Annotated in this window: 27 protein-coding genes; 13 read left to right on the top strand and 14 right to left on the bottom strand. The window is 62.5% G+C overall.

All coding sequences use genetic code 11. From position 1 onward, the window contains the following. The 3 genes from P3T16_RS09470 to prpF all read left to right on the top strand — a co-directional run. The coding region (locus P3T16_RS09470; protein ID WP_429342041.1) for a citrate/2-methylcitrate synthase at positions 1 to 702 on the top strand (702 nt) is incomplete at its 5' end. Positions 703 to 1,005: 303 nt separating this feature from the next. Next, positions 1,006 to 3,600, top strand: coding sequence for a Fe/S-dependent 2-methylisocitrate dehydratase AcnD (gene acnD / locus P3T16_RS09465; protein WP_429342040.1), 2,595 nt, complete (start codon positions 1,006 to 1,008; stop codon positions 3,598 to 3,600). Between the two features lie 110 nt (positions 3,601 to 3,710). Beyond that, a complete protein-coding gene (gene prpF, locus P3T16_RS09460) occupies positions 3,711 to 4,916 on the top strand; it encodes a 2-methylaconitate cis-trans isomerase PrpF (RefSeq protein WP_429258638.1) in 1,206 nt (401 codons plus the stop codon). On the opposite strand, the gene P3T16_RS09455 is transcribed toward prpF, so the two are convergent. The 6 genes from P3T16_RS09455 to P3T16_RS09430 form a co-directional block, all read right to left on the bottom strand. Continuing rightward, positions 4,900 to 6,420, bottom strand: a complete 1,521-nt coding sequence (locus P3T16_RS09455) for an alginate export family protein (RefSeq protein ID WP_429342063.1) — start codon at positions 6,418 to 6,420, stop codon at positions 4,900 to 4,902. The two genes, prpF and P3T16_RS09455, sit on opposite strands and share 17 nt — an antisense overlap. Further along, complete coding sequence (locus tag P3T16_RS09450; RefSeq protein ID WP_429342039.1) at positions 6,410 to 7,360, bottom strand: glyoxalase; 951 nt, start codon at positions 7,358 to 7,360, stop codon at positions 6,410 to 6,412. Before P3T16_RS09450 ends, P3T16_RS09455 begins: the two co-directional genes overlap by 11 nt. A 75-nt stretch (positions 7,361 to 7,435) precedes the next feature. Further along, the gene (locus tag P3T16_RS09445; protein ID WP_429258635.1) at positions 7,436 to 7,687 is read right to left on the bottom strand and encodes a DUF1427 family protein; all 252 of its coding nucleotides are present in this window, start codon (positions 7,685 to 7,687) and stop codon (positions 7,436 to 7,438) included. Between the two features lie 27 nt (positions 7,688 to 7,714). Then, the gene (locus P3T16_RS09440; RefSeq protein WP_429342038.1) at positions 7,715 to 8,356 is read right to left on the bottom strand and encodes a phosphohydrolase; all 642 of its coding nucleotides are present in this window, start codon (positions 8,354 to 8,356) and stop codon (positions 7,715 to 7,717) included. A gap of 75 nt (positions 8,357 to 8,431) precedes the next feature. Next, on the bottom strand, positions 8,432 to 10,300 hold the full coding sequence (locus tag P3T16_RS09435) for an amidohydrolase (protein ID WP_429342037.1): 1,869 nt from the start codon (positions 10,298 to 10,300) through the stop codon (positions 8,432 to 8,434). A gap of 75 nt (positions 10,301 to 10,375) precedes the next feature. Beyond that, entirely contained in the window at positions 10,376 to 11,065 is a 690-nt protein-coding gene (locus tag P3T16_RS09430) for a hydrolase (protein WP_429258632.1), read from the bottom strand. 499 nt (positions 11,066 to 11,564) lie between these two features. Between P3T16_RS09430 and P3T16_RS09425 the strand changes: the two genes are divergently transcribed. The 4 genes from P3T16_RS09425 to P3T16_RS09410 all read left to right on the top strand — a co-directional run bounded on the left by P3T16_RS09425 (position 11,565) and on the right by P3T16_RS09410 (position 13,365). Further along, positions 11,565 to 11,705 carry a hypothetical protein gene (locus P3T16_RS09425; protein WP_429342036.1) on the top strand — a complete coding sequence of 47 codons (141 nt, stop codon included), beginning with the start codon at positions 11,565 to 11,567 and terminating at the stop codon, positions 11,703 to 11,705. A gap of 85 nt (positions 11,706 to 11,790) precedes the next feature. Beyond that, positions 11,791 to 12,141: a hypothetical protein gene (locus P3T16_RS09420; protein ID WP_429342035.1), complete on the top strand. Its 351-nt coding sequence runs from the start codon at positions 11,791 to 11,793 to the stop codon at positions 12,139 to 12,141. A gap of 43 nt (positions 12,142 to 12,184) precedes the next feature. After that, positions 12,185 to 12,493: a flagellar transcriptional regulator FlhD gene (locus P3T16_RS09415; protein WP_429342034.1), complete on the top strand. Its 309-nt coding sequence runs from the start codon at positions 12,185 to 12,187 to the stop codon at positions 12,491 to 12,493. Between the two features lie 29 nt (positions 12,494 to 12,522). Further along, the gene (locus P3T16_RS09410; protein ID WP_429342033.1) at positions 12,523 to 13,365 is read left to right on the top strand and encodes a transposase; all 843 of its coding nucleotides are present in this window, start codon (positions 12,523 to 12,525) and stop codon (positions 13,363 to 13,365) included. 80 nt (positions 13,366 to 13,445) lie between these two features. Here P3T16_RS09410 and P3T16_RS09405 read toward each other — a convergent pair whose 3' ends face one another. The 7 genes from P3T16_RS09405 to P3T16_RS09375 all read right to left on the bottom strand — a co-directional run bounded on the left by P3T16_RS09405 (position 13,446) and on the right by P3T16_RS09375 (position 20,071). After that, positions 13,446 to 14,318: a hypothetical protein gene (locus tag P3T16_RS09405; RefSeq protein WP_429342032.1), complete on the bottom strand. Its 873-nt coding sequence runs from the start codon at positions 14,316 to 14,318 to the stop codon at positions 13,446 to 13,448. Between the two features lie 158 nt (positions 14,319 to 14,476). Continuing rightward, positions 14,477 to 14,686 carry a hypothetical protein gene (locus tag P3T16_RS09400; protein WP_429342062.1) on the bottom strand — a complete coding sequence of 70 codons (210 nt, stop codon included), beginning with the start codon at positions 14,684 to 14,686 and terminating at the stop codon, positions 14,477 to 14,479. 29 nt (positions 14,687 to 14,715) lie between these two features. Then, on the bottom strand, positions 14,716 to 14,964 hold the full coding sequence (locus P3T16_RS09395; RefSeq protein ID WP_429258625.1) for a hypothetical protein: 249 nt from the start codon (positions 14,962 to 14,964) through the stop codon (positions 14,716 to 14,718). Positions 14,965 to 15,095: 131 nt separating this feature from the next. Continuing rightward, entirely contained in the window at positions 15,096 to 15,728 is a 633-nt protein-coding gene (locus P3T16_RS09390; protein WP_429258624.1) for a response regulator, read from the bottom strand. Then, positions 15,706 to 17,358: a response regulator gene (locus P3T16_RS09385; protein WP_429342031.1), complete on the bottom strand. Its 1,653-nt coding sequence runs from the start codon at positions 17,356 to 17,358 to the stop codon at positions 15,706 to 15,708. Before P3T16_RS09385 ends, P3T16_RS09390 begins: the two co-directional genes overlap by 23 nt. Continuing rightward, on the bottom strand, positions 17,355 to 19,520 hold the full coding sequence (locus tag P3T16_RS09380) for an ATP-binding protein (protein WP_429342030.1): 2,166 nt from the start codon (positions 19,518 to 19,520) through the stop codon (positions 17,355 to 17,357). Before P3T16_RS09380 ends, P3T16_RS09385 begins: the two co-directional genes overlap by 4 nt. A 242-nt stretch (positions 19,521 to 19,762) precedes the next feature. Next, positions 19,763 to 20,071 (bottom strand): hypothetical protein, encoded by a 309-nt coding sequence (locus P3T16_RS09375; protein ID WP_429342029.1) that lies wholly within the window; start codon positions 20,069 to 20,071, stop codon positions 19,763 to 19,765. A 245-nt stretch (positions 20,072 to 20,316) separates the two neighbouring features. Between P3T16_RS09375 and P3T16_RS09370 the strand changes: the two genes are divergently transcribed. The 3 genes from P3T16_RS09370 to P3T16_RS09360 all read left to right on the top strand — a co-directional run bounded on the left by P3T16_RS09370 (position 20,317) and on the right by P3T16_RS09360 (position 22,711). Beyond that, a complete protein-coding gene (locus P3T16_RS09370; protein WP_429342028.1) occupies positions 20,317 to 21,192 on the top strand; it encodes a GNAT family N-acetyltransferase in 876 nt (291 codons plus the stop codon). Between the two features lie 8 nt (positions 21,193 to 21,200). Then, complete coding sequence (locus tag P3T16_RS09365) at positions 21,201 to 22,127, top strand: 2-hydroxyacid dehydrogenase (RefSeq protein ID WP_429342027.1); 927 nt, start codon at positions 21,201 to 21,203, stop codon at positions 22,125 to 22,127. Between the two features lie 86 nt (positions 22,128 to 22,213). Next, the gene (locus P3T16_RS09360; protein ID WP_429258618.1) at positions 22,214 to 22,711 is read left to right on the top strand and encodes an Lrp/AsnC family transcriptional regulator; all 498 of its coding nucleotides are present in this window, start codon (positions 22,214 to 22,216) and stop codon (positions 22,709 to 22,711) included. Between the two features lie 33 nt (positions 22,712 to 22,744). On the opposite strand, the gene P3T16_RS09355 is transcribed toward P3T16_RS09360, so the two are convergent. Next, positions 22,745 to 23,671, bottom strand: a complete 927-nt coding sequence (locus P3T16_RS09355) for a LysR substrate-binding domain-containing protein (protein ID WP_429342026.1) — start codon at positions 23,669 to 23,671, stop codon at positions 22,745 to 22,747. 103 nt (positions 23,672 to 23,774) lie between these two features. On the opposite strand from P3T16_RS09355, the gene P3T16_RS09350 reads away from it, so the two are divergent. The 3 genes from P3T16_RS09350 to P3T16_RS09340 all read left to right on the top strand — a co-directional run bounded on the left by P3T16_RS09350 (position 23,775) and on the right by P3T16_RS09340 (position 26,498). Continuing rightward, a complete protein-coding gene (locus tag P3T16_RS09350; protein ID WP_429342025.1) occupies positions 23,775 to 24,857 on the top strand; it encodes a tartrate dehydrogenase in 1,083 nt (360 codons plus the stop codon). 28 nt (positions 24,858 to 24,885) lie between these two features. Then, entirely contained in the window at positions 24,886 to 25,230 is a 345-nt protein-coding gene (locus P3T16_RS09345; protein ID WP_429258615.1) for a cupin domain-containing protein, read from the top strand. A 233-nt stretch (positions 25,231 to 25,463) separates the two neighbouring features. Continuing rightward, complete coding sequence (locus tag P3T16_RS09340) at positions 25,464 to 26,498, top strand: ABC transporter substrate-binding protein (RefSeq protein WP_429258666.1); 1,035 nt, start codon at positions 25,464 to 25,466, stop codon at positions 26,496 to 26,498. The last annotated feature ends 38 nt before the right edge of the window (positions 26,499 to 26,536 follow it).

The following is a 26,536-nucleotide window of genomic DNA, read 5'->3' as shown; positions in this document are numbered from 1 at the left end:
GGCAAACGCATCGAGGTCGAAACCGACGACGATTCGATTGGCGGCCACTTCCTGCATCTGCTGCACGGCGTCGAGCCGTCGAAGTCGTGGGTCGAGGCGATGCATATATCGCTGAACCTCTACGCCGAGCATGAATTCAACGCGTCGACCTTTACCGGTCGCGTGATCGCGGGCACGGGTTCGGACATCTACTCGGCGATCACCGGCGCCATCGGTGCGTTGCGCGGCCCGAAGCACGGCGGCGCCAACGAAGCCGCGTTCGAGATCCAGTCGCGTTACCAGACACCCGATGAAGCCGAAGCGGACATCCGCCGCCGCGTCGAGAACAAGGAAGTCGTGATCGGCTTCGGCCACCCGGTGTACACGATCTCCGATCCGCGCAACAAGGTCATCAAGGAAGTGGCGAAGAGCCTCTCGAAAGACGCGTCGAATACGAAGATGTTCGATATCGCCGAGCGGCTTGAATCAGTCATGTGGGACGCGAAGAAGATGTTCCCGAATCTCGACTGGTTCAGCGCGGTGTCGTATCACATGATGGGCGTGCCAACGGCCATGTTCACGCCGCTCTTCGTGATCTCGCGCACGTCCGGCTGGGCGGCGCACATCATCGAGCAGCGCATCGACAACAAGATCATCCGCCCCAGCGCAAACTACACCGGGCCGGACGACCTGCCGTTCGTGCCGCTGGCGAAGCGCGTCTAAACGCCGATGTTAAAGTTCTCGTTGATATCATTGCCTCTTCAAACACAGAAACGGCACTGAGCGCGCCCTCGAAATGGCGCACAACGGCCTGATTGACGGGCCCCGGCGTGAACCTCTCGATGCACTCTCCCGCCCCGGCCCGCAGCAAGCGGATAGGGCCAGCGCGGGACGAACACCGGGCCAGCGCCGGGCCGGAAAACGCAAGGTTCGCGCCGATCCAGAAGCACTGATCCGGAACTGGGGGCAACTGACCGTGACGCCCGGCCATGCCCCCTCACCATTACTGTCTTTGTCCCCAAAGTCATGAATACTGCAAACCGAAAACCGCTGCCCGGCACCCAGCTGGATTTCTTTGACACGCGTGCCGCGGTCGAGGCGATCCAGCCGGGCGCTTACGACAAGCTCCCGTACACGTCGCGCGTGCTGGCCGAGAACCTCGTGCGCCGTTGCGACCCGGCCTTTCTGACCGCTTCGCTTGTGCAGATCATCGAACGCAGGCGTGAGCTGGACTTTCCCTGGTTCCCGGCGCGCGTGGTGTGTCATGACATTCTTGGCCAGACCGCTCTCGTCGACCTCGCCGGCCTGCGCGACGCGATCGCCGCCCAGGGCGGCGATCCGGCCATGGTCAACCCGGTCGTGCCGACGCAGCTGGTCGTGGACCACTCGCTGGCTGTCGAGTGCGGCGGCTTCGATCCCGACGCGTTCGCGAAGAACCGCGCGATCGAAGACCGGCGCAACGAAGACCGCTTCGATTTCATCAACTGGACAAAAAAGGCGTTCAGCAACGTCGACGTCATTCCGCCGGGCAACGGCATCCTGCACCAGATCAACCTCGAACGCATGAGCCCGGTGGTGCAGGTGAAAGACGGCGTCGCTTTCCCGGACACCCTGGTCGGCACCGACTCGCACACTCCAATGGTCGACGCGCTGGGCGTGCTTGCGATCGGTGTGGGAGGACTCGAGGCCGAAAGCGTGATGCTCGGCCGGGCCTCTTATATGCGCCTGCCTGACATCGTCGGCGTCGAGCTCACGGGCAAACCGGGCCCGGGCATTACCGCCACGGATGTGGTGCTGTCCCTGACCGAGTTCCTGCGTAAGGAAAAAGTCGTCGGCGCCTACCTCGAGTTCTACGGGGAAGGGACGGCCAGACTAACCCTCGGCGATCGCGCCACCATCGCGAACATGGCGCCGGAATTCGGCGCCACCGCCGCGATGTTCTATATCGACGGGCAGACCATCAAGTACCTCACGCTCACCGGCCGTGACAACGAACTGGTCAAGCTGGTGGAACGCTACGCGAAGGAAACCGGCCTCTGGGCGGACAGCCTGAAACACGCCGAATATGAGCGCGTCCTCAGTTTCGACCTGTCCACCGTGGTGCGCACGCTGGCGGGTCCGTCCAACCCGCACCGCCGTCTGCCGGTGTCCGAACTGGCCGCGCGCGGCATCAGCGGCAAGGTCGAGAACGAACCCGGCCTGATGCCGGACGGCGCCGTGATCATCGCTGCCATCACCAGTTGCACCAACACCAACAATCCGCGCAACATGATTGCCGCCGGGCTCCTCGCCCGCAACGCCAACCAGCGTGGCCTCACCCGCAAGCCGTGGGCGAAGACCTCACTGGCGCCGGGTTCCAGGGCCGTGACGCTGTATCTGGAAGAAGCCGGTCTCCTGGCGGACCTGGAGCAGCTGGGTTTTGGCGTCGTGGCCTATGCCTGCACGTCCTGCAACGGCATGTCCGGTGCGCTGGATCCCGTGATCCAGAAAGAAATCGTGGACCGCGATCTCTATGCAACCGCTGTGCTGTCCGGTAACCGGAACTTCGACGGCCGTATCCACCCGTACGCGAGGCAGGCGTTCCTCGCGTCGCCGCCGCTGGTGGTCGCTTACGCGATTGCCGGCACGATCCGTTTCGACATCGAGAAGGACGTGCTGGGTACGGACGCCGATGGCAAGCCGATCACCCTGAAGGATATCTGGCCTTCCGATGAAGAGATCGACGCGGTTGTCGCCGCCAGCGTGAAGCCAGAGCAGTTCCGCAAGGTGTACGAGCCGATGTTCGCGGTGGCTGCCGACACCGGCGAAAAAGCCGACCCGCTGTACGACTGGCGCGCGCAGAGCACCTACATCCGCCGTCCGCCTTACTGGGAAGGCGCGCTGGCTGGCGAGCGCACACTCAAGGGCATGCGCCCCCTCGCTGTGCTGGGTGACAACATCACGACCGACCACCTGTCGCCCTCCAACGCGATCCTCGCAGATAGCGCTGCCGGCGAGTACCTCACGAAGATGGGCCTGCCGGAAGAGGACTTCAATTCCTACGCGACCCATCGCGGTGATCACCTGACCGCCCAGCGCGCGACCTTCGCCAATCCCACCCTCAAGAACGAGATGGTGCTGGAAAACGGCAACGTGAAGGCGGGCTCGCTCGCCCGCATCGAGCCGGAGGGCAAGGTGACGCGCATGTGGGAAGTCATCGAAACCTACATGGCGCGCAAGCAGCCGCTGATCGTGATCGCCGGCGCCGACTACGGCCAGGGTTCGTCGCGCGACTGGGCCGCCAAGGGTGTGCGTCTCGCCGGTGCGGAGGCGATCGTTGCTGAAGGCTTCGAGCGCATTCACCGCACCAACCTCGTCGGCATGGGAGTGTTGCCGCTGGAGTTCAAGCCGGGCGTCAACCGCTTGACGCTTGGTATCGACGGCACCGAGACCTTCGATGTGACCGGCGAGCGCAAGCCTCGGGCAGACCTCACGCTCGTCATCCATCGCAGGAGCGGCGAACGCGTGGAAGTGCCCGTGACCTGCCGCCTCGACACCGCTGAAGAAGTGTCGATCTACGAGGCGGGCGGCGTGCTGCAGCGATTTGCGCAGGACTTTCTCGAGTCGTCGAAGGCTGCCTGAACAGGCGATGCGGGAACGCGTTAGTACAGTCAAGTACATTGTGTTCGGGCGGTGTGGCGACGTATCGACGTATCGACGTACCGCCCCAGTCTCACCAGGACAGGATTTTCATGACCCACGTACCCCAGATCAGGATTCCCGCCACCTACATGCGTGGCGGGACGAGCAAAGGCGTATTCTTCCGCCTGCAGGATTTGCCTGAAGCCGCGCAGGCGCCGGGAGCCGCGCGCGACGCGCTGCTGATGCGTGTCATTGGCAGCCCGGACCCTTACGGCAAGCAGATCGACGGCATGGGCGGCGCGACCTCGAGCACCAGCAAGACGGTCATCATCGCGAAGAGCAGCAAACCCGATCACGACGTCGACTATCTGTTCGGGCAGGTGTCCATCGACAAGGCGTTCGTCGACTGGAGCGGCAACTGCGGCAATCTTTCCGCCGCCGTCGGGCCCTTTGCCATCAGTGCCGGACTGGTCGACGCGAGCCGTATTCCGCAAGACGGCGTCGCTATCGTGCGCATCTGGCAGGCCAATATCGGCAAGACCATCATCGCGCGCGTGCCCATCACCCATGGCGCCGTGCAGGAAACCGGCGACTTCGAACTCGACGGCGTGACGTTCCCCGCTGCGGAAGTGCAGCTCGAATTCATGGATCCAGCGGCGGAGGAGGAAGGCGCCGGCGGCGCGATGTTCCCCACCGGTAATCTGGTCGACGATCTCGAGGTTCCCGGTGTCGGCACGTTGAAGGCCACGATGATCACTGCCGGCATCCCGACAATCTTCGTGGACGCGAAGGCAATCGGCTACACAGGCACCGAGCTGCAGGACGCCATCAACAGCGATGCGAACGCGCTGGCGATGTTCGAGACCATACGGGCGCACGGTGCGGTGCGCATGGGACTCATCACGCACATCGACGAGATCTCGACCCGGCAGCACACACCGAAAGTCGCCTTTGTCGCGAGTCCAGCCGATTATGTTGCCTCCAGCGGCAAGCGGGTTGCCGCCGGCGACGTCGACCTGCTCGTGCGTGCCATGTCGATGGGTAAGCTGCATCACGCGATGATGGGCACGGCCGCCGTGGCCATTGGCGCCGCCGCAGCGATACCAGGCACACTCGTGAATCTGGCCGCCGGCGGCGGTGTACGCGAAGCAGTGCGCTTCGGTCATCCGTCGGGCACCCTGCGGGTCGGGGCGCAAGCGGGTCAGGTGAACGGCGCCTGGACCGTAACGAAAGCCATCATGAGCCGCAGCGCCCGTGTGCTGATGGAAGGATGGGTACGTGTGCCCGGCGATACGGTTTCTACCAGCCGAATTTGAGTTCGGCGCCTACATAGTCGGCGTTTCGGGCACCCAGCTCGCGCAACGACTGTCCAACCTGGAAATGCACGGCTTCCAGCGCCGCGGCGAGATTCGCGGTGACTGCCCAGTCGGCGCGAAGCTGCGTATAGAAGCCGGTCCAGGCGCTGCCGCGTCCCGCGGTGCCCGGCACGACCGCGGATCCTTGCTGGTAAACGGCGTCCGCCGTGGTCTCGCGCCATTGCAGACCGACGCCGGCCAGCAGCGTCAGCTTGCTGTTCGGCTTGACGATGAGCGACGGCTTGACGTGAATCAGGTTCGTGTAGCCGGTATAGCCGGCCAGCGCGAAGTAATACCCGTTCGGAAAGAGCGGATTGAACGTGCCGACCCGGCCATCTCCCGGATGGCTGTCCCCCGATGCGGCATCCACCTGGATGCCGACCCGCGGCGTCCATGGCACTGTCGCCAGCGTGTAACCGGCGAGCGACCCCACTGCCCACGCGCCGATCGTCTTGCTGCCGACATGTCCGGACTGATACATCGCTTCGACGTCCCAGTCGAGATGGTTGACGTTGCCGGAATAGCGTGCATCGAATACGTCGCGGTGTTCGTCGCCGGTCGCGTCGAGAAAGCGCGCGTTGCTGCGGTTGTAGCGGGAGTAATACGCGGACAGATCGCCTGGCCCGACATCTTTGCGCTCCACGCGCACACCACTGAAGGTCAGATCGCGATTGGAAACATCATCGAAATCCGTGTTGTCGCGATACTGCACCGGCTGCGTCGCATAAGCGATCCATCGCCACGGACCGGTTTCATAGTCGGCCCAGATCGCGTCAAACGCCTGACGCACGTTCGGGCCGTCACGAACCGAGATGAAGCGCTGCAAGTCGAACGCCATTTCCTGCCGCCCGACGCGGAACTTGACGGTGCCGGGACCTAGCGGCTCGGTGATGGCGACGAACGCCTGCCGCAAATCCAGCGGGTTCTTGTCGACGGGAGTGACCATGTTCTTGCCGTACGGGCGCGCGTCCTCGAATTGCGTGAAGATCTGCACATGAGGGCCGAGGCGGACATCTGCGTGGACTTCCAGCCGTTGCAGCAGATACGTGTCGTCGTGCGCCGTACCGAGTCCGAACAGCGGCGCGTCGTTCACTTCCAGCCGCTCGCGCAGCACCATGCCCAGCGAGATATACGCGTCGGGATTGCCGAATAGCGGAATGTACTTCAGCGAATCGAAAGGCTGTTTCGGCACACACGGATTGGCCAGCGCCGACCAGTTTTCCTGCCAGCGGTTGAACATGACCACGGGCCGCGCACACGACGCACTCGCGGCGGCCGACGTCGCGGCAGTGCCCGTCGTGGACGTATCGTCAGCGCCGCCGAGCGCGGTATCGGCCGCCGAAGCCGGCAGCGCGACCGCCAGCCCCGTGCCGATCAGCAGGGTACGGGCGGCGCGCAGCGCAGAACAACGCCGCACGCGCACGCAAGCCTTCAGCAGCGTCACAGCGCGCTCTTTACCGGCCATCGTGCACTTCAGCAAGGTACCCGCCTGGGAATTCGAGCATGGCTGTCTTGCCTGATCCGCTGCTGTACAGCGGATAGAGCACCTTCGCGCCGGCGGCCTGCGCGCGCTCGAGCGTCTGCGCGACATCGTCGACCCCATAGCCAGTCGTCTCACGCCCGAACGGGAACGGCAGCTTGCCATCGGTGACGAATACCACCATGCGCCCGAAGCCCGAGTTGATCCGGATCTCGCGGATCGTCTCGCCCGGCCGGCCGATCACACCGGCGTCCGCGCGCGAGTTGTCCGACACCACCTTGCCGTGCGAAAAGTGCAGCCAGCGGCGAACGAAGTTGTTCGCTTCGTCACGCGAGACGTACACGCGGTTATCCGGCACGCTGTGCAACGGTGCATAGCTGGGCGCCTTCGTGTGCCAGTAAAGTTGCATCGTCAGGCCGCCCGGCCATTGAATGACCGCGTCCTTGCCGATCGGATCATCGAATGTGTCGACAAGTACATCGGCACCCGCCGCACGCGCCGCCTTCACGGCCTGATCGATATTGGTGACCAGGTAGCCGGTTCGCTCATTACCGAATGGATACGGAACCGGCGTTTCGAAGCCGAACACGGACAGCATGCCGACCGGCGTCTGCACATACTGCGACGCGGTCTTGCTCGGCGTGGGCGTCACCGTAAAAACCGCGCGCGGGGAGGCCTTGCCGCCGAACGTCGCGAGAAAGCTGTTGACGAACGCGTCGAGATCGGCCGAAGCGACATACACGTGCGCGGTGTCGTACTGCGCGCCTACTGATACGTCGGGATGCTTCGCGGCGAGCGCGGCTTTGCCGTCCGGCACCTCCGGCGGACCGGCGTCGGCGAATGCGGATGAAACAGGCGTCAATCCAATCAGTATCGCAGCGGAAAGAAGCGCGAGTTGACGGAACCGATGAAGCGACTTGAACATTTTTTTACCCAGTAGCGTTAGCAATATTTGAAAAGGCGCCTCTGATCGAGGGGCGAAAGACACGCACCGGCGACATCAACCGCCGTCCTTCGTCGCGCCTGGCACCATCGGCTTTTGCGCTGCAGCGCCCGTCACCTGCTCCGCGACCTGAACCGTCTGCGTCTGCGCGAAAAGCTGCGCCTTGACAACCGGAATGGCGTGCTCGCCCAGCACCATGCCCAGCAGACCCGCCAACGCAATCAGCGGAGGCGCCGGCGACTGCACCTTGAGTAGCCAGTAGAGAAGTCCGACAGCGAAGCCGACTCCCAGCGAAATGATGTAGCCCATACTGATCGTCCTTTCTATAACGACACGTCAATTCGGCCAGTCCGATCCCAGCACCAGCCCGCAGAAATTCAACCGCCGGTAATCCGGATCCCACCGATCCAGCACGTCGGCGTTCACCGACGCGAACGTCGTCTCCGGACGATGCTCCATGCCACGCGCGTAGACTTCGATGATCTTCTTCTTGAAGTCGGATTCGCGAGGCCAGGCCTGCACGATTTCATCGCGCTCCTGCGCGGTAAATTCGTTGTAGCGAGCGCCCCGAACATCCATCTGCACGCCGGCACTGAGCAGCGCGACAACTGGAGACATGTGTTCAGGAATGCCCGGCGTCGTGTGCAACGCGATCGCCTCCCATACTTCCTGGATCGCACCGTCAGCGACTACGTGCTGCCGCAGAAAATCACGCGCGGCGTTGGCGCCGTCCACCTCAAACCGGTACGCCGAACGCTGGTACTTCACGTTCAGTCCGACGTTGTGAAACATCGCGCCGACATAAAGCAGTTCGGCGTCGAACGTCAGGTGCTCGCGGTATCCGGTCAGCGCACCGAACAGAAATGCTCTCAGCGCATGATGAAACATCAACTCGGACTCCGTGCCGCGGATCAGATCGGTTGCCGCCTGGGCCATCACACCGTCGGGAATGTCCACTCCCGCAATGCTTTTCGTCATGTCGACTCCTCCAGTTCAGCGCGGCGGACACGCCTTGCGCCATGCCTCAGGCAGCACCGTCCGATCGGGCATCTATCAGAACGCGAAACAGCTACATCCCAATGCACCCCAGAATCCGTTCGAATCGCTGACAGGCACGTTCTTGCGCCATGCCCAGCCGTGCGCATGGGCATGCACGCCGCACAGATTCACGCAGCCCTCCGCGCATGCAACCGCGGTCGGTTTGTAACGGCTATAACCACCAAATTCGGCGACTGGCGACCACGACGGGCTGACCGGCAGATCAGGCGGCGCAAGCGGCGCGAATTCGTCGTCGGCGTAGACGACCTTGCCGCCCACCACCGTCATCGCCGAAGTCAGGAACTTGATGCGGCTCTCGTCGACCGTAAAGTAGTCTTCGCTCAGTACCGCAAAGTCGGCGAACTGGCCGGGGACGAGCGCCCCTTTGCGTTCTTCCTCATTCGAGAACCATGCGCTGCCCACTGTGTAGCGGCGCAACGCTTCCATCCGGTCCAGCCTGTTCGCGCTCGAATACATCGCGGTGCCGCCGACTGTTTTGCCCGACACCATCCAGTACAGTGAAACGAACGGATTGAAGCTGGCGACACGCGTGGCGTCCGTTCCCGCGCCGACGGGAAGTCCGGCATCCAGCATGCGACGGACAGGCGGTGTGTGCTGCACGGCCTCTTCGCCATATTGATGAATGAAGTACTCGCCCTGATAGGCCATCCGGTGCTGGATCGCGATGCCGCCACCGAGCGCACGCACCCGGTCGATATTCTTCTGCGTGATGGTCTCGCAGTGATCGAAGAACCAGCGCAGTCCGTTAAACGGGATCGCGGCGTTCACGCGTTCGAATACATTCAGGAAGCGTTCGATCGATTCGTTATAAGTGGCGTGAAGACGGAACGGCCAGCGGTTCGCTACCAGCAGTTTGACGACGGCTTCCAGTTCATCTTCGAGCGTGTCCGGCAAATCCGGGCGCGGCTCGAGAAAGTCTTCGAAATCCGCAGCCGAGAACACCAGCATTTCGCCGGCGCCGTTGACGCGCAGGAAATCGTCGCCTTCGCCGGGCTTCGTCATCTTCACCCACTTCGCGAAATCTTCGATTTCCTTTTTCGCGTTCTGCGTGAACAGGTTGTACGCGATACGCACGGTCAGTTCGTTGTGCTTCGCCATGTCCATGATGACCGCGTAGTCATCCGGATAGGCCTGATAGCCGCCGCCCGCGTCGATCGCGCTCGTCACGCCGAGCCGGTTCAGCTCGCGCATGAAATGCCGCGTGGAATTGCGCTGATCCTCCGGCGCGAGCTTCGGACCTTTCGCCAGCGTCGCGTACAACAGCCCGGCGTTCGGCCGCGCGATGAGCATGCCCGTAGGGTTGCCGCGCCTGTCGCGCTGGATCTCACCGCCCGGGGGATTCGGCGTGTCTTTCGTGTAACCGACCGCCCGCAGCGCCGCTGCGTTCAATAGCGCGCTGTCGTACAGGTGCAGGATGAACACCGGCGTGTCCGGGGCAATCGCATTGATCTCTTCGAGCGTGGGTCCGCGACGCTCGGCGAACTGGAATTCGTTCCAGCCGCCCACCACGCGCACCCACTGCGGCGCCGGCGTGCGGGCCACCTGCTTCTTCAGCATGTCGAGTGCGTCCGACAGCGAGGGCACGCCGTCCCAGCGCAACTCCATGTTGAAGTTCAACCCGCCGCGAATGATGTGCAGGTGGGAGTCGTTCAGACCGGGAATGACGGTGCGGCCTTTGAGGTCGACGTGGCGCGTGTTGTCGTTCGCGTGACGCATCACGGCATCGCGAGACCCCGAAGCGATAATGCGGCCGTTCGCGACGGCGAGCGCATCGGCAAAAGAGCGCTTGTCGTCCTGGGTGGCGATCTTGCCATTGAAGAAAACAACTTCAGCCGGCGTCGGCGCGGAAGTATTGGAAGTCATGGCGATCCTCATAGGGAGCGCTCCGCTTTTCACGCGCGGAGCTATTCATGGGAAGCGGGCGCTCGTCGCGACTGTTTACTTCTTTGCAGGCACCGGTGCCAGAACTTCGTGTGTCCCCGCCGCGCGCTGGGGAGCCTTGTGCACCATGGTGTAGGCATAGTCCACGCCCATCCCGTACGCCCCGGAATGCTCTTTGGCAATCGCCATGACTTCGTTGTAAGTCTCTTTGTGCGCCCAATCGCGCTGCCATTCGAGCAGCACCTGTTGCCAGGTCATCGGAACCACGCCGGCCTGAATCATTCGCTGCATTGCATAGTCATGCGCGTCCTTCGAAGTGCCACCCGACGCGTCGGCGACCATATAGATTTCGTAGTCACCTTCGGCCATGGCGCATAGCGCGAACGTGTTGTTGCAAACCTCGGTCCACAGACCTGACACCACCACCTTTTTCCGGCCGTTTGCAGCAAGCGAGTCACGAACCTTCTGGTCGTCCCACGAATTCATGGACGAGCGTTCGAGCACCTTGTGCTCCGGAAATACGTCCAGCAATTCGGGGTACGTATAGCCCGAAAAACTTTCGGATTCCACTGTCGTAATAGTGGTAGGAATGTTAAACACTCGCGCTGCCTTCGCGAGGCCTACCACGTTGTTCTTGAGCACCTGACGGTCGATGGACTGGACCCCAAAAGCCATTTGCGGCTGTTGGTCGATGAAGATGATCTGCGAGTTTGCAGGCGTAAGGACTTCAAGTTTCGGATTTGCCATGGCTTTGTACTTCCTAAAGGTTTGGTGAACATGGGAGAACAGGCCGCACTCGCTTGAAGTGCGAGAAAAACTGAAGCCCAGTCTATCCACGGCCCCTCGCCGAGTCCTTGGCAAAGCCCTTAATAGTTCTTAAATAAAACATGTTCGAGAAAGACGGCGACGACTCATCCAAAGTCAAAGAGACCTGCCGTGAAAGAAGCACTTGAAGTAGCAGCGCATCGCGCGGCACTTTTGAAAACACCGACCCGTCTGTCTGAAGATACGACCCGCGACATTGCCGCCGCGTTGACGATCGGCCGCCCACAGCGCCTGACCGAATCAGTCCATTCGGGGAACTGGCCGGCGTGCTGTCCGAATTAATAACGTTTCAGGGTGGTTTCAGGAAATCCCGTGACGTCGGCGATACGCTGACCAGCACCGTCATGCACCTGCAGGACGCTGAATCATCTGAAAAGGAAACAGAACGTCCTTTCGCCTCTGCTCAACGGCCGGTGCGTGAATGACTAGCAAATCCAGGTTGCTGGCGGTGAGCGGCGTGGTCATCGTGGCCGCGCTGAGGATCCACCCGGCGTCGCTGGCGAAGTCGACCCGCCGCATCTTGCGTAAGGATTTCCTGACCCGAAGTTCAGCATTGACCTGACTTTATTTCTTCATGTCCTGACAGCACCGCGAAAACTGGCCACATAGGATGAAGACACAGCAATCGTCCTGTTCCGCGTGTCGTCATGGTCCCCTATCTGTCTGAACGAGAAAATGCGGTCGAGCATATCAACGCGATGTGTTTGCGCCTGTTCGATCTGTGGTGCGAAAGCAGAAGCGTCATGCCGCTCGCGTATCTGTTGCGAGGCTGGCCGCTGATGAACAGCGATCCCGAGGCCATCCGGCGCCTCGGCAACGCGTTACGCGATCTCAGACGACACCATCTCCACCGTTTAAACGGCGCGTCATTTCAGCAACTCTGCGAGTTGTCGGATTGCGTCGAGGATCTGCTTGCGCTGTCTTCCATGGCAACCTGGGCGACCGGCAGCGGGCGACGGGCAGCGTGTAGCGCAGACGAGGGCACCGAGCCCGCGTAACGCAACTGGCGCACGGATCAGACGTTGGCAGCAGGAGGCTGGAATGGGTACGACCGATATGCTCGATCTCGTGCGGGACTTCAATCTCGCGTATCTCCTGCTCGTCCAGAATCTGTTGCGCGAAGACAGGATAGCGGGCGCAACACGCTTCTGCGTGTTGCCTGAAATAGCCGAAATCCTGATTGCGTTATCGGACGCGCAGATTGCGAGGCTGGCCGCCACGCCGCATGTGCTCTGCCATTTTCACTTTCACGTTCAGCCCGTGCTGGCCGCCCTGTCGGATGTGCGACGCCCTGCCGAAGCAACCTCAGCGACTGGGCCGTCCGTCAGCGAAGCGCGTTGTCCCTTGTAAGCGAATCATCCGGCGACGGGGAGAACACCGTGCGTATCACCGAAATCAATGACGACGAATGGCTGCTGCTGGCGCCTGTCCTGTCAGATGCAGTCATCGCTCATGGGCGGCGCGGCCGCCCACGCGCGCAGGTTCGCCTCGTAGCGAATGCCGTGCTGTGGATACTGACGACCGGCGAGCCCTGGTCCAGGTTGCCGGGGATCTATCCGTCGGTGCCGACGTGCAGGTGGCGCTTCGAAGCATGGCGTTCGACCGGCGCCCTCGCGGAAATGCACAGGCTTCTTTCGAACACCGGACGCACGTTCGTTTGCGGGCCCGACGGTTTGCTGGAACACCGCAATGTCCCGCCACAACGCATTGGCGGCCGACCTCGGGATGAAGGCCTGCGCCAGGTGCTCTGGAAAAGCCAGGCGTCGTGGCAGGCACCGCATGACACGCCGCAGCGACCCCATACGCCGGATACGTTCATTGAAATTGTCCGGCAGCTTCCGGATTCTTCGCGTGCCGTGCCTGACCGTCTCGAATCCCGCGCCCCGATGAACGCCCCACAATCCGTTCATCCGCCTGCCTCACCGTGCACGGGCCTCGCGTGGGAAGGCAAACGCGAATCCGATCCGCGCGGCTACATCATCTACATTTCCGCCGACCGGGTGGCGAGCGCCCGGTTCCGCGGATGGGCCGAGATCGTGCGGGACGCACAGCGGGTCGCACGCTCGGGCCTTATCGGCCCCAGCTTCACGAGCCGCGAGGCTGCACAGCAGCACGCGCTGGAATGGGCGCGGCGATGGATCGACAAGGAAAGCACTGTCGACAGAAGCGACTTCGATGCTGCAAACAGCGACCTGTGGGAACGAAACGTCCGGTCCGGATGAGCGACGCATCGACGGCGTCTCCGGACAGATTCCGCCCGCAACTGCACGCAGACGGTCCATGCAAAGGGTACAGGACAGCGTCAGCTCATCCAGTACTCGTCTGGAATGCTGCGGTCCGCTTCGGAGAGATAGGGGTTGTCGAGCTGAAAGGTCTTCCGGGATGCGGGCTTCGTGCGTACCAGCCCGTCCTGAATGTAGGGATGGGTGTTGAACAGTCTCATGTAGGATCCGTCGCGATACGCTGCGACGAGCCCCCTCTCGATCGTACCTGCCAGTTCTTCGTGGCCCGTCGCGACATAGAAAATGAAATCGGATCGATACTTCAGCAGCAGCCGGTTCTCGACCACGAGGTCGGGCTCCCGGTGTCGGCGCCCCTCGAGTTCGGCAAACGCTTCGACAACGCCTCGCGGAAAATAGTCGACCCGACCACTCTGGGTCATCTCGAACATCGTCTCGTAAGTCGAAGTCTGAACATTCAGACCGGCTGCTTTCAGGATATCGGTATCGATCCACCCGAGCCCCTGACCACCCGTGAACGCCTGCAGATCGGAAAAGCGCTCAATCCTGTCGAAATCCGTTTGCCGGTCCTTTCGTATGACGAACACGCGGTAGCCAATCAGCCCGCGATGTATCGGAATCCGGACCACGTTCAAGCCGCGCTCGGCTCGCGCCTCCATGCTCGTCCAGTGCAGATTGATCGTATTGTTGCCGCGCGCCAGTTCGGCCAGCGCGCGGCCTCGCTCCATGACAATCTCGGCCTGCTGCACCGAATAGGAGGCATTCGCCGCTTTCATCGCCAGATCGAGGACAGCGAGCGCATACGCAGCATGCACATCGCCGCCAACGCGAATGCGCGGGTAGACGATATCGAAGTGTCCTGCCGGGGCGGCGTGCGCGCAGAGCGTGACGCCTGCCGCACCCAGCGCAGCCAGCACAAAGCGCCTGCGATGCATAGACGGATGACTTCTCGACACGGGAACGATGCGCCCGGATCGGCGCACGTCCGCACAGGCTTCCACCTGGTCAGTCTTTCATCGTGCCACGCGCTACGCATGCTGGCAAACCGTACTATCCCGCTGGCACAGCGGGCGCTACGTTGCCCGTCGGCAGGTCAGTGCACTGCACCAAACATTGCGTTGACGCCGTCCTCAGGCGTCAGTCCTACGTTGAAATAGCCTTCGAGCCTCACCGCGGTCGCGTGATCGAGTACGAAAGGCGGCCTGATGAAGCCGATCGCGAACGCGTGGTCGTACCACGCACTCATCCACGCACGCAATTCTGTCTCGTGCTTCGAGACTCTCCCAGCGTTGTCCGCGGTCATCATGATCTCCCCTGGACGGAATCGTCATGTCACGCAACGAGCGGTTCGAAGCTCATCCTGCACACGTTGCCCGCTGGCGGAAACACGTGCCAGGTACCATCGTCGTGCCGGAAGAAAAACAGCACGAGCGGACCGGCGGGTCGTCTGATTTCGACGCATACGCGGCAGGTCAGACCGTCCCGCGAACCATGCAGCGAGAGCACGCGGACTGGCAGCGCGCCTGCCGTCGCCCGCAGTTTTTCGCGCAGCCCGCGTAGTGAGCTTTTCGTCGTAACCACGTCTGCCCCCTCGTACTCCTCGTTCCCATAGGGCCATCGTGGGGTAACGCCGGGGATTTTTCAGTCGGCAGCGGCGGATTGTGGATTCGGGAAACGCTGGTTCACGCTTAAGGATTTCCCTAAAGGCCCCGTCATTCGGCCACCAGACCGTGCCTGATCGCATATCGGATCAGTTCCGCATTGTTACTGAGGCCGAGTTTCTGCATGAGACGCATCTTATGGGTGCTGATCGTCTTGGCGCTGAGCGAACATGAATCGGCAATGTCGTTGATGCTCTTGCCGGCCGCCAGCATGCGCAATACCTGGAATTCGCGGTCGGACAGAACCTCGTGCGGCGGTGCGTCGCCGGAATGGGTCTCGAAGACCATCGCATCGACCAGCTTCGGATCGATGAAGCGCCCTCCGCCGGCCAGCTTGCGGATCGCGGCGAGCAGAACGTCCGGATCGCTGTCCTTCGTCACATAGCCCATCGCGCCGGCTCGCAGCGCGCGCGAGACGACCTGCGCCTCGTTGTGGATGCTCAGCACCAGCACGGGCAGGCGGGGCTGCTCGGCACGCACGCGGCGGATCAGATCGACCCCGCTGATCCCGGGCATCGTCATGTCCAGCAGCATGAGATCGAACTGTCCTGTGCGCAGCCGGTCGAGCACTTCCGAGCCCTGCGCCGCCTCGGCCGCGACGACGATGTCGGTTGTCGTCGCGATGATCTGTTTCAGGCCGCCGCGCACAATCGCGTGATCGTCAGCTATCAGGATGTTGATCATTTTTTTCGGCCCCGCCTGCAAGCGGAATGTGAATGGAAATGGCGGTGCCCATGCCAGGCGCACTGTCGATCGTCATCGCCCCACCGATCAGGCGGGCGCGTTCCTGCATGCCGAGCAGGCCATACGAGTAGCCTGTATGCGCCATCGCCGGATCAAAGCCGCGACCGTCGTCGCTCACGTGAAGGTCGATCGTCGCCGCGGTGCTGGTCAGCGTCACGTCGACCCGCGTCGCATCGGCATGACGCCCAACATTGGTCAGCGAGGCCTGAACGATGCGGAATACAGCTGTGGCATAGGCATCTGGCAGAACCGGCTCGCCTCCATTGATGTGCAACTGGCACGGAATGCTATTGCGCCGGCCAAAGTCCTCGACCAGCCACTCCAGCGCCGAAACGACCCCAAAGTTCAGCGCCGCCGGCCGGAGATGGTTCGCGACATTGCGGACCATCCAGATCGTTTTCTCGACGAGTTCGCGCATGTCGTCCGTCTTCCGTTTCGCGTCGGGGTCGCCGCCAAGGCGCATCTTCAGCAGCGAAACGTCCATCTTCAAGGCCGTCAGCAACTGGCCGAGCTCGTCGTGAATTTCCATCGCGATGCGCTTGCGCTCCTCCTCGCGAATCGCCTCCATGTACGCAGACAATTCGCGCAACTGCTCGCGGGATTCGAACAGCTCCTGTTCGATACGCTTGCGCGCCGTGATGTCGTTCAGGCCGACGTAGATCGCGGGGGCGTCGCCGTACGTCGCCACGCGCGCGGTGGCCATGGCCCAGAACGGCGTGCCGTCGGCCCGCCGCATGTGGACTTCGCTGTTGTTGAAGCTCCCCTCCCTGCGCAGATGAGACACTAACCGGTCGCGGTCAGTGGCATCCACATAGAAATCGACGATGTTGGTCAGCGTAGCCTCGCGCGCATCGAGCCCGAACAGTTCGCGCAGCGGTCCGTTCGCATACAGGATAATGCCTTCGGGCATCGACGTGATGCATAGCGGGATGGGGCTCGTCTCGACGATGGTGCGAAAGCGCGCTTCGCTCGACTGCAGTTTCGCTTCGGCCCGACGGCGCTCGTCGACCTGCGCGGAAAGTCTCGCGTTCGACTCCGCAAGCTGCTTCGTGCGCTGATCGACCCGCTGTTCGAGTTCGTCACGCGCGCGCGACAATGCAGCCTCGGCCTGCTGGCGTTCCGCGACTTCGCTCAGCAGCTGGCGGTTCTGCGCGACGAGCTGCCGGTGCATTCCGCGCAGCGCCAGATGGGTCTCGATCCGGGCCATCATTTCGTTGACCCGCACCGGCTTGGTCACGTAATCGACGCCGCCGGCCGAAAAACCCTCGATCATGTCTTCGCTGCCCGTCAACGAGGTCATGAAAATCACCGCGATATCACGCGTGCGCTCATCCGCCTTGAGCCGCCTGCACGTCTCGAAGCCATCGATACCGGGCATCTTCACGTCGAGCAGAATGAGATCGGGCTGGGAGAACAGCGCGCGTTCGAGCGCCTCCGCGCCATCGAGCGCAACGAGTACCCGAAAGCCACGGTCCATCAGGCTATCGACGACCACGCCGAAATTCGCCGGCGTGTCATCGGCGATGAGGATGGTCGGCCGTTCACCGGTATTTGCGATCGGGTCGCTCATGGTCCTGGCTCGCAACTCAAATATCGTTCAACCAGCTGGAGGATCGCTTTCGACTGGTAGTCGCGGGCGAGCGCGCAGAGCTGCGCCATGAACGGGCGATAGCGCGAATCACGCGCCGCCATGCGCTCGGCCCACACGATGATTTCGTGCATGTCGCCAAGGCGGGCGAGGCGATGGAGTTCGTCCATCTGCTGCTGCGGCACGGCCAGTGAGCCCACGGCGGACATGTCAGCGCGCGTGGACAGCGGCGACGGCGCATAGACCCACTGCAGTCCGAGCAGCGTGGCGATCTGCGTCAGCATTGCCTCGAAGTCGACCGGCTTGGAGAAGAATGCGTTCACGCCAGCGGCAACGCTCATCGCCTTGTCGGTTCCTGAAGGGCTGGCGGACATCGCAATGATCGGAACGTGCGCGAAGTCCGGCAATTGACGCAGGTTGCGCGTCAGATCGAGCCCGTTCATTTCGGGCATCACGATGTCGGTGAGAATCAGATCCGGTCGCTCGCGCTGCGCCTTCTCAAGCCCCTCGCGGCCGTTTTCTGCTTCGACGGTGTCGAAGCCGAGACGGCCCAGCAGATCCACCGCGAGCGCGCGGTTTACGTCGACGTCGTCGACGATCAACACCTTCCTGCGCGCTCCCTCGTAGCCCGTCGCCGCATGCGGCAGCGGCGCAGAGACTATCGTCGTGCGCGGCACCGGCCAAACGCTCGCTGGCGCCAGTTCGAACCAGAACACGCTGCCCTGCCCGACATGACTTTCGACGTCGATCTCGCCCCCCATCGCGCGCACGAACTCGCGGCTGATGGCAAGCCCGAGGCCGGCGCCACCGGCGCGCCGCTCGGGCAGGCCCAGCTGTTCGAACGGCTCGAAGATCGTCTCCAGCTGATCGGGACCGATACCAGTGCCCGTGTCGCGCACTTCGAAGCGGACCCGGTTCGACGGAGACTTCGAGATACGCAGGCTGACGCAGCCGAAATCGGTGAACTTCACGGCGTTTGCAAGCAGGTTGAGCAACACCTGCCGCAACCGCCGCTCATCGGCACGCACGCCGGTGGGCGCGTCCTGCGTGATTTCACAGGTGAAGTCGAGGTGCTTCTGCTCCGCCTTGACACCGATAATTTCCCGAATCACATCGACGAGCCCCGCGAGCGGCACGTCGCAAATCTCGACGCGCAGCTTGCCCGCCTCGATCCTCGCGAAATCGAGCGTGTCTTCGATCAAGGTCAGCAGATGTTCGCCACTGCGGTGGATGACCGCTACACGTTCGCGTTGCAGCTCGTTCAGTGTAGCGTCGCGGCCCAGGATCTGCGCATAGCCAAGAATGCCGTTCAGCGGCGTGCGTAGTTCATGACTCATGTTCGCGAGGAATTCGCTCTTGGCCCGGTTTGCGGCTTCGGCCAGATCGCGCGCTTCGCGCTCGGCCGCTGCGTCCCGTTCGTCGAGATAGGCACAATGCAGCCGCGCGCCCATCGCATTGAATGCGGTCACCACACAGTCGAGTTCGTCCGGCTCACGCGGCTGGCGTCGCTGAAGCCTGAACGGCCGGGGCGCCTCACGGAAATCGTAGCGTCCAACCATGCGCGCGATGGCGGCCACATGACGCATCACGAGGCGCGACAGGATGTGGATGGTAAAAAGCGAGACGAGAAAGGTGTTGACGGCCTGAGTCACCAGAATGACCACGGCGGTTCGCATCGACTCGTGGTAAAGATCGGCGAGCGTCGCCTCGACGTAGAGCCTGCCGATCTCCCGGTCCTTGCCCTGCACACGGTACACGAGCGGAAACTCGCGGGCGATGACCGGACCTGCGGAGCGCTGACCGGCGCTCAGGTAGGCGGATTCGCCGGCCTTCCCCGTCTCGCGGATTTCCGCGAAACGTATGTCGGCAAGACGCAGGATGCCGTTCAGTTCCAGTTGTAGTTGCGCGTTATCGAGCCGCCAGAGCGCTTCTGCGAGACTGTCGCGATTGCTGCGGTCAACGTCCGCGAGGCGATTTTCAATCTGCTCCACGCCCAGGTGGTAGTGGCGGTAAAGCTGTGACCCGGTCAGCAGCAGCGTGACCGCGCAGCTGAAGAGCAGCACCGTCGCGAGAAGCCGCAACACGACGCTACTCCGAAAGCGGCTGAACGAACTCCACCATGCGTCGAACATGTTGTTTGCCATACATCCCCGCGAGTGCTCCGGCTCTTGTTTCGTCTATTCTGCACTCGTTGCCGAAGCGGGGGGGCATGCACGCCGCCCGCCGCACTGGCAGAGTGGCCGTTTGGCGATTAGCGCTCCGGCCAGTCAGCGCCCTTCAGGTTCCCCGTGGCGACAGCAGTGCTCGCGCCGGACGCGTGTGCCCCATTGATCTGAGGAATTTTCTCACCCGCGCCGACGGGGTCCCGGGATCGTGCGCGAGGCGGCTAATCGTACGCGGCCTTATGCAAACGTATCCCGGGATAGAGCAGAATCTCATCGATGCACAAAGTCAGTTCGCAGAATATCGGCCAGGCGCTGCCGCCCAGCGCGCCGGGATGCGCCCTGCTCAGTTCGCGCAACCCGTCCGCCAGCCGCCGCACGGACACGGGTCCGCCATTCGGCAACGGCCAGCAGTGCAACAGGTAGCCGAGCGGTATGACGCTTCTGCTTTCGCACCACGTGTCGAACAGGCGCTGACACGCGCTGTTGATCTGTTCGACCGTATCTTCGTACTGTGCTGGATGAGCGGTCATAACGGGCCCGCCGAAAAAGATGATCCGATAGCCCATCCTAGGCAGACCGACAGCGCCATACAGTAAGGAAGCCCGGAAAATGCGCCGCCGGTCTGCTGAATTTGCCGTCAGGAAATTCTGAATGCCGATGTATGCCCGTGGGAGAGCGTGAACGGCAAAAGGATCGTCCTAGCCTGAACCGGCTTCCCGATGCGACAGTACACAGCAAGCACTTCAGCAAAAGCACATCCGGCAAGGAGCGCAGCGTGTCCGACTCGTACCCGCATCACCCCATCACCTACCGCCCGTTCGAAACCCGCGACGTCGCAGCGGCGTACCGGCTGTCGACGGAAGTCCGCTGGCCACATCGCGCGGAAGACTGGGACTTCGTATCGGACATCGGCGAGGGCTTTGTCGCCGAGGACGCGAGCGGCGTGCTGGGCACGGCCTTGTGCTGGAAGTACGGCAGTGAGACCGCGTCGCTGGGGATGGTGATCGTCTCCCCGGCGCAGCAGGGCCGCGGGATCGGCCGCAAGCTGATGGAGTTATTGCTCGAAGCGCTCGGCCGGCGCGTGACGCTGCTGCACGCGACGCCTGCCGGCCAGCCGCTCTATGAGAAGCTCGGCTTCGAGAAAATCGGCACGCTGCATCAGCATCAAAGTGCAGCGTTTCAGGCACCCGCAATTGACCTTCCGCCGAACGAAACGCTGCGTCCGGTCACGCCAGACGACACGCCGCGCCTGGCGGAACTGGCCTCACGTGCGGGTGGCCTCGACCGCAGCGCAGTGTTGCCCGCGTTGCTCGAGATCGCCGAAGGCGTCGCACTCGAACGCGACGGCGCGCTCGTCGGCTTTGCGCTGTTTCGCCCCTTCGGACGCGGCCATGCCATCGGCCCCGTGGTCACGCTCGACACGCCCGAAAGCGCAGCAGCCCGTGCCAAAGCGCTGATCAGCTACTGGCTCGCGAAAAATACCGGCGCGTTCACTCGCATCGACACGCCAGACGGTGGCGGCCTCTCATCGTGGCTCGAGGAAATCGGCCTGCCGCGCGTCGACACGGTGGTCAAAATGGTCCGCAACGGCGTGCTCACCGCCGATCCACAAACACGCGAGTTCGGCATCATCAACCAGGCTCTCGGCTAGGCGGCACCATGAGTTTCCTCTACAAGGCAGACCCCGCCCGCGGCGAACAATGGGCGCGACTCTTCGCGCAAAAGGCGCCGGACATTCCGTTTCGCCTCTGGCCCGATGTCGGCGACGCGGCATCGGTCCGCTATCTCGCCGCGTGGCAGCCGCCAGAAAACCCCAATGCCGCGCTACCGAATCTCGAAGTCGTGTTCTCGGTGGGCGCGGGCATCGACCAGTTCGATCTGTCCGGCGTGCCCGCTCATGTGCCGGTGGTGCGGATGATCGAGCCGGGTATTGTCGAGGGGATGGTCGAGTATGTGACGCAGGCTGTCCTCACGATCCACCGCGATCTGTTCGACTACGCCGCGCAGCAGAGCGCGTGCGTCTGGCGCGAACTGCCCGTGCGGCCGGCCGCGACGCGGCGCATCGGTGTACTCGGGCTCGGTGTGCTGGGCACCGCCGTGCTCGAACGGCTGCGCCTGTTCGGTTTCGCGTGTGCCGGCTGGAGCCGCTCGCCGCATACGCTCGACGGGATCGAATGTTACGCGGGCGCCGATACGCTCGATGCGTTTCTCGCGCGCACCGATATCCTCGTCTGCCTGTTGCCGCTCACGCCTGCGACGCGCGGCCTGCTCAACAAGACGACTTTCGATGCGCTACCGGCAGGCGCCTCGCTGATCAATGTGGGGCGCGGGCCGCATCTGGATCAGGACGATCTGCTCAACGCACTTGCGGGCGGCCGCCTGCGCAACGCGATACTCGACGTCACCGATCCCGAACCGCTGCCGGCCGCGCATCCGCTCTGGACGCATCCGCGTGTGCGCATCACGCCGCACATCGCGAGTGCGACGCGCCCCGACACGGCGGTCGATGTCGTGCTCGACAACATTCGCCGCCATCGCGCAGGTCTGCCGATGATCGGACAGATCGATCGCAGGCAAGGCTATTGACGGCGCACGCATCGCCCGGCCGCCCGCAATTTTCCGCATGTTAAGATCAAACGCCACCCTCGACAAGCCGGACCGAACCCGCGACGATGAGCACCGACTGCAAGCTTGACCGCATTGATCTGCGGATATTGTCCCAGCTGCAAAAGAAAGGCCGTATCACCAACGTCGAGCTCGCCGACGCGGTCGGCCTATCGCCCAGCCCGTGCCTGATTCGCGTGAAGCGGCTGGAGAAAGCGGGCTACATCCTCGGATACGGCGCCCAGATCCAGCTCGAAAAGCTGGGTGATGTGCAGGTGGTGTTTACTGAAGTCACGCTCGCCGATCACCGGCGCGAGGACTTCATCAAGTTCGTCGCGGCGGTCAAGGACGTCGACGAGATTGTCGAGTGCCACCTCGCGAGTGGCGGCTACGACTATCTGCTGAAGTTCGTCACGCGGGGCGTCAGCCACTATCAGAGCATCGTCGAAGGCCTGCTCGATCGCAACATCGGCATCGAGAAATACTTCAGCTACGTGATCATCAAGTCGCCGTTCGTGAAAGCGCACTACCCGCTCGAGTCGCTGTTCTCACAGAACCATCAGTGAGCAGTCGCGGCGCACGCAGTTAGCGCCCCGCCGTTACTGCTGCGCGTCGCCTGCCGTGAGGTCGGGCCACCGCGCGAATTCCTCAGCAAGAAAGTCCACGCAGACCCGCACTTTCGCCGACGACGCAACCCGCGCCGGATAAACCGCCCACACGTTCGCGGGCTGTGTGGCGTCGGGCAGCACCTGGACCAGCGCGCCGCTTTCCAGCAGCGGCCGCACGTCCCACAACGAACGCAAGACGATGCCTCGCCCCGCCAGCGCCCATTGGACCGCCACTTCGCCATGATTGGTCGACAGCGGACCGCGAACCTTGATCGACACGGTCTCGCCGCGCACCGTCAAACGCCACACACCGAAAGGATGATCGCGCTCCTTGATCACGAGGCACGCGTGCGCCGGGAGGTCGGCAAGCTGGCGCGGCGTGCCGTGCTGCGCAAGGTAAGCAGGCGACGCGCAGAGCACCCGATGATTCTCCGCGAGCCGCCGGGCAATGAGTTGCGACGCGATGTCATCGCCGATGCGGATGTCGAGATCGAAGCCCTCACCCGCCACATCGACGATCCGGTCGAACAGGTCGAGCCGCACGCCGAGTTGCGGATAGCGCGCGCTGAACCGCGCGACCGCAGGCGCCACCACGTGCCGGCCGAAACCGAAACTGCTCGAAATGCGCAGCGTGCCGCGCGGCACGCGCCGCGTCGTTGAGATGTCCTCGACGAGCTGATCCATATCGTCGAGGATTTTTTCAGCCCACATGTACACACGCTCGCCGGCTTCGGTGACCGCCACGCGGCGCGTCGAGCGATGAAAGAGGCGCGTGCCCAGATCGGCTTCGAGCAGGTTGACGCGCTTGCTCACATACGCCGCGGACACCTCCAGCGCCTCCGCGGCCGCGCTGAAGCTCAATTTGCGCGCGACGGTGCAAAATACTCTCAGATCATCAAGGTTGGGCGTTTTGTTCACGATCCGTGCAGATTGACTTAACTGAAACGCCCATTCTAAATCGAAGCAGCACGAATAAACTGTGCACCTGTTCCCGTTGAACGACCCCGACAGGAGGCCTCGCATGACCCGCAAAACGTATCGCATCGCCGTGATTCCCGGCGACGGCATTGGCAAGGAGGTGATGCCCGAAGGGCTGCGCGCGCTCGACGCCGTCAGCAAACGCTTCGACATTCCGCTCGAATACCGGCATATCGAGTGGGCGAGCTGCGATTACCATGCCGCCCACGGCCAGATGATGCCGGACGACTGGAAGGCGCAACTGCAGGATTGCGATGCGATCCTGTTCGGCGCGGTCGGCTGGCCGCAGACCGTGCCCGACCATATTTCGCTCTGGGGCTCGCTCTTGAAATTCCGCCGCGAGTTCGACCAGTACATCAATCTGCGCCCGGCCCGGCTGTTCGAGGGCGTGCCGTCGCCGCTCGCGAACCGCAAGGCCGGCGACATCGATTTCATGATCGTGCGCGAAAACACCGAGGGCGAATACTCGTCGGTGGGCGGCACGATGTTCGAAGGCACCGACCGCGAATTCGTGATGCAGCAATCGATCTTCACGCGCAAGGGTTCCGAGCGGGTGCTGAAGTTCGCGTTCGATCTCGCGCGGCGCCGCGAGAAGAAAGTCACCGTCGCGACGAAGAGCAACGGTATCTCGATCAGCATGCCCTGGTGGGACGCGCGCGCGGCCGAAGTCGCCGCGCTGTATCCGGATATCACGTGGGACAAACAGCATATCGACATCCTCTGCGCGCGTTTCGTACTCAATCCGGACCGCTTCGATGTGGTGGTCGCGACGAACCTGTTCGGCGACATTCTTTCGGATCTCGGCCCCGCGTGCACGGGCACGATCGGCATTGCGCCGTCGGGCAACCTGAATCCCGAGGGTGCGTTCCCGTCGCTGTTCGAGCCGGTGCACGGTTCGGCGCCCGATATCGCGGGCAAAGGCATCGCCAATCCGATCGCGATGGTCTGGTCGGCGGCGATGATGCTCGACTTTCTCGGCAAGGGCCAAGGCAAGGAGCGCGAAGCGCACGACGCGATTCTCGCGGCAATCGAAGCGGTATTGAAGGAAGGACCGCATACGGGCGATCTGGGCGGCAAGGCGAACACGGCGGACGTCGGCAAGGCCATCGCCGGGCGTCTCGCGTAACCGGCCTATCTTTCTTCAAACGGGCACCATGAAAGTTCAACAGATCAAACAAGGCATCGCATTGCAGGGACTCGAAGACTGGGGCACGGCCGGTCTTCCGGGCACACCGGAGATCAAGGTATCAGGCGTGCAAAAGGTGATACGGGGCAGCGAATCAATCGACACGGGCGTGTTCGAATGCACGCCCGGCACGTATCGTCGCTCGGTCAAACAGGCAGAAGTCATGCACTTCCTGAGCGGGCGCGGACGCTTCACACCCGATGGCGAAGACGCCGTCCACTTCACAGGCGGTGACACGCTGTTCTTCGAGGCTCACACGGAAGGCTTGTGGGAAGTCGAAGAAACAATGCGCAAGGTCTACGTGATCTTTTAGGCCAACTTTCGAAAGAGCAATCAGGTCACATTCGAATTGACTGCCGGCGAGAACGTCAGACATAACACCATGTCATGACCACTCAAACAATTCCGGCGTTGCTCCGCCTGAATTGACTCACTATATTTTGTATCAACCCCGCGCTGTTTTGCTTCGGCGGCAAGCTGAAGGTGCAACAGCATGACCTGGAAGATGTCTTCCGTTCAACCGTGTCGAGGAAAGCCGTGATCAAAATGCCGAGGTTGGGTTCGATTGCCATAACGCTCGCGGCGAGCTTCGCCAGCGTGGCGCCGGCTCTCGCAGCAGGAAAAATCACTTTCGTCTCGCAAGGCGGCACGTATCAGGAAGCGCAGACCAAGGCAATCCTCGATCCCGCCGCAAAGGAACTCGGCATCGCCGTCAATCAGGACAGCATTCCTGATGCGTGGCCGCAGATCAAGGCGCAAGGGGCAACGGGCAAACCGATCTGGGACGTCGTGGATACGCCTACGTCGAACTGTCTGCGCGGCGGCCGCGAAGGTCTGCTCGAAAAGCTCGACTTCACGAAGATTCCGAATGCAGCATCGATGCCGGAAAAATATCGCACGCCTTATTCGGTTGCCTACGAGTTCTATTCGACTGTCATTGGCTACAACAAGAAGACGTTGAAGAAAGTACCGCAAAGCTGGGCCGACTTCTGGAACGTGAAGGCGTTCCCCGGCACCCGCGCGCTGCGCAACGATCCGCAGACCGTGCTCGAAGCCGCGCTGCTCGCCGACGGCGTGGCGCGCGACAAGCTCTATCCGCTCGACGTCGATCGCGCGTTCAAGAAGCTACAGCAGATCAAGCCGGACATTACCGTGTGGTGGACGTCGGGCGGCCAGTCGGCGCAGTTGCTGCACGACGGCGAAGTGGACATGACGATGATCTGGAACGGCCGCGCGAGCGCCGTGCGCAAGGACGATCCCGATGTCGACTTCACGTTCAACGACGGCATTCTGCAAAACACGCAGCTTTGTGTGCTGAAGAATGCGCCGAATCTTCCCGACGCGATCAAGTTCGTCAACGCAGCGGTGTCGCCTGAGTTGCAGGCCAATCTGCCGCTTTATATCGACTACGGTCCGGGCAATCCCGCCGCGTTCAAGACCGGCAAGATCACGCCGAAGCGTGCGAGCGAATTGCCGAGCTCGCCGGAAAATGCCGCGAAACAGGCACTGATGTCCGAAGACTGGTGGGCATCCGACGCCGGCATTCAGGCCAAAGCACGCTGGCTGAAGTTCATGCAGTGACCATGCAGTAACGTCGCGCGTCTCTCGCAGCGCCCGCA

The organism is Paraburkholderia sp. GAS42, from assembly GCF_050436565.1.
In the GTDB taxonomy this organism is placed as follows: domain Bacteria; phylum Pseudomonadota; class Gammaproteobacteria; order Burkholderiales; family Burkholderiaceae; genus Paraburkholderia.
The sequence above is the reverse complement of the archived record's forward strand: the minus strand, read 5'-3'. Positions and strand labels throughout refer to the sequence as shown.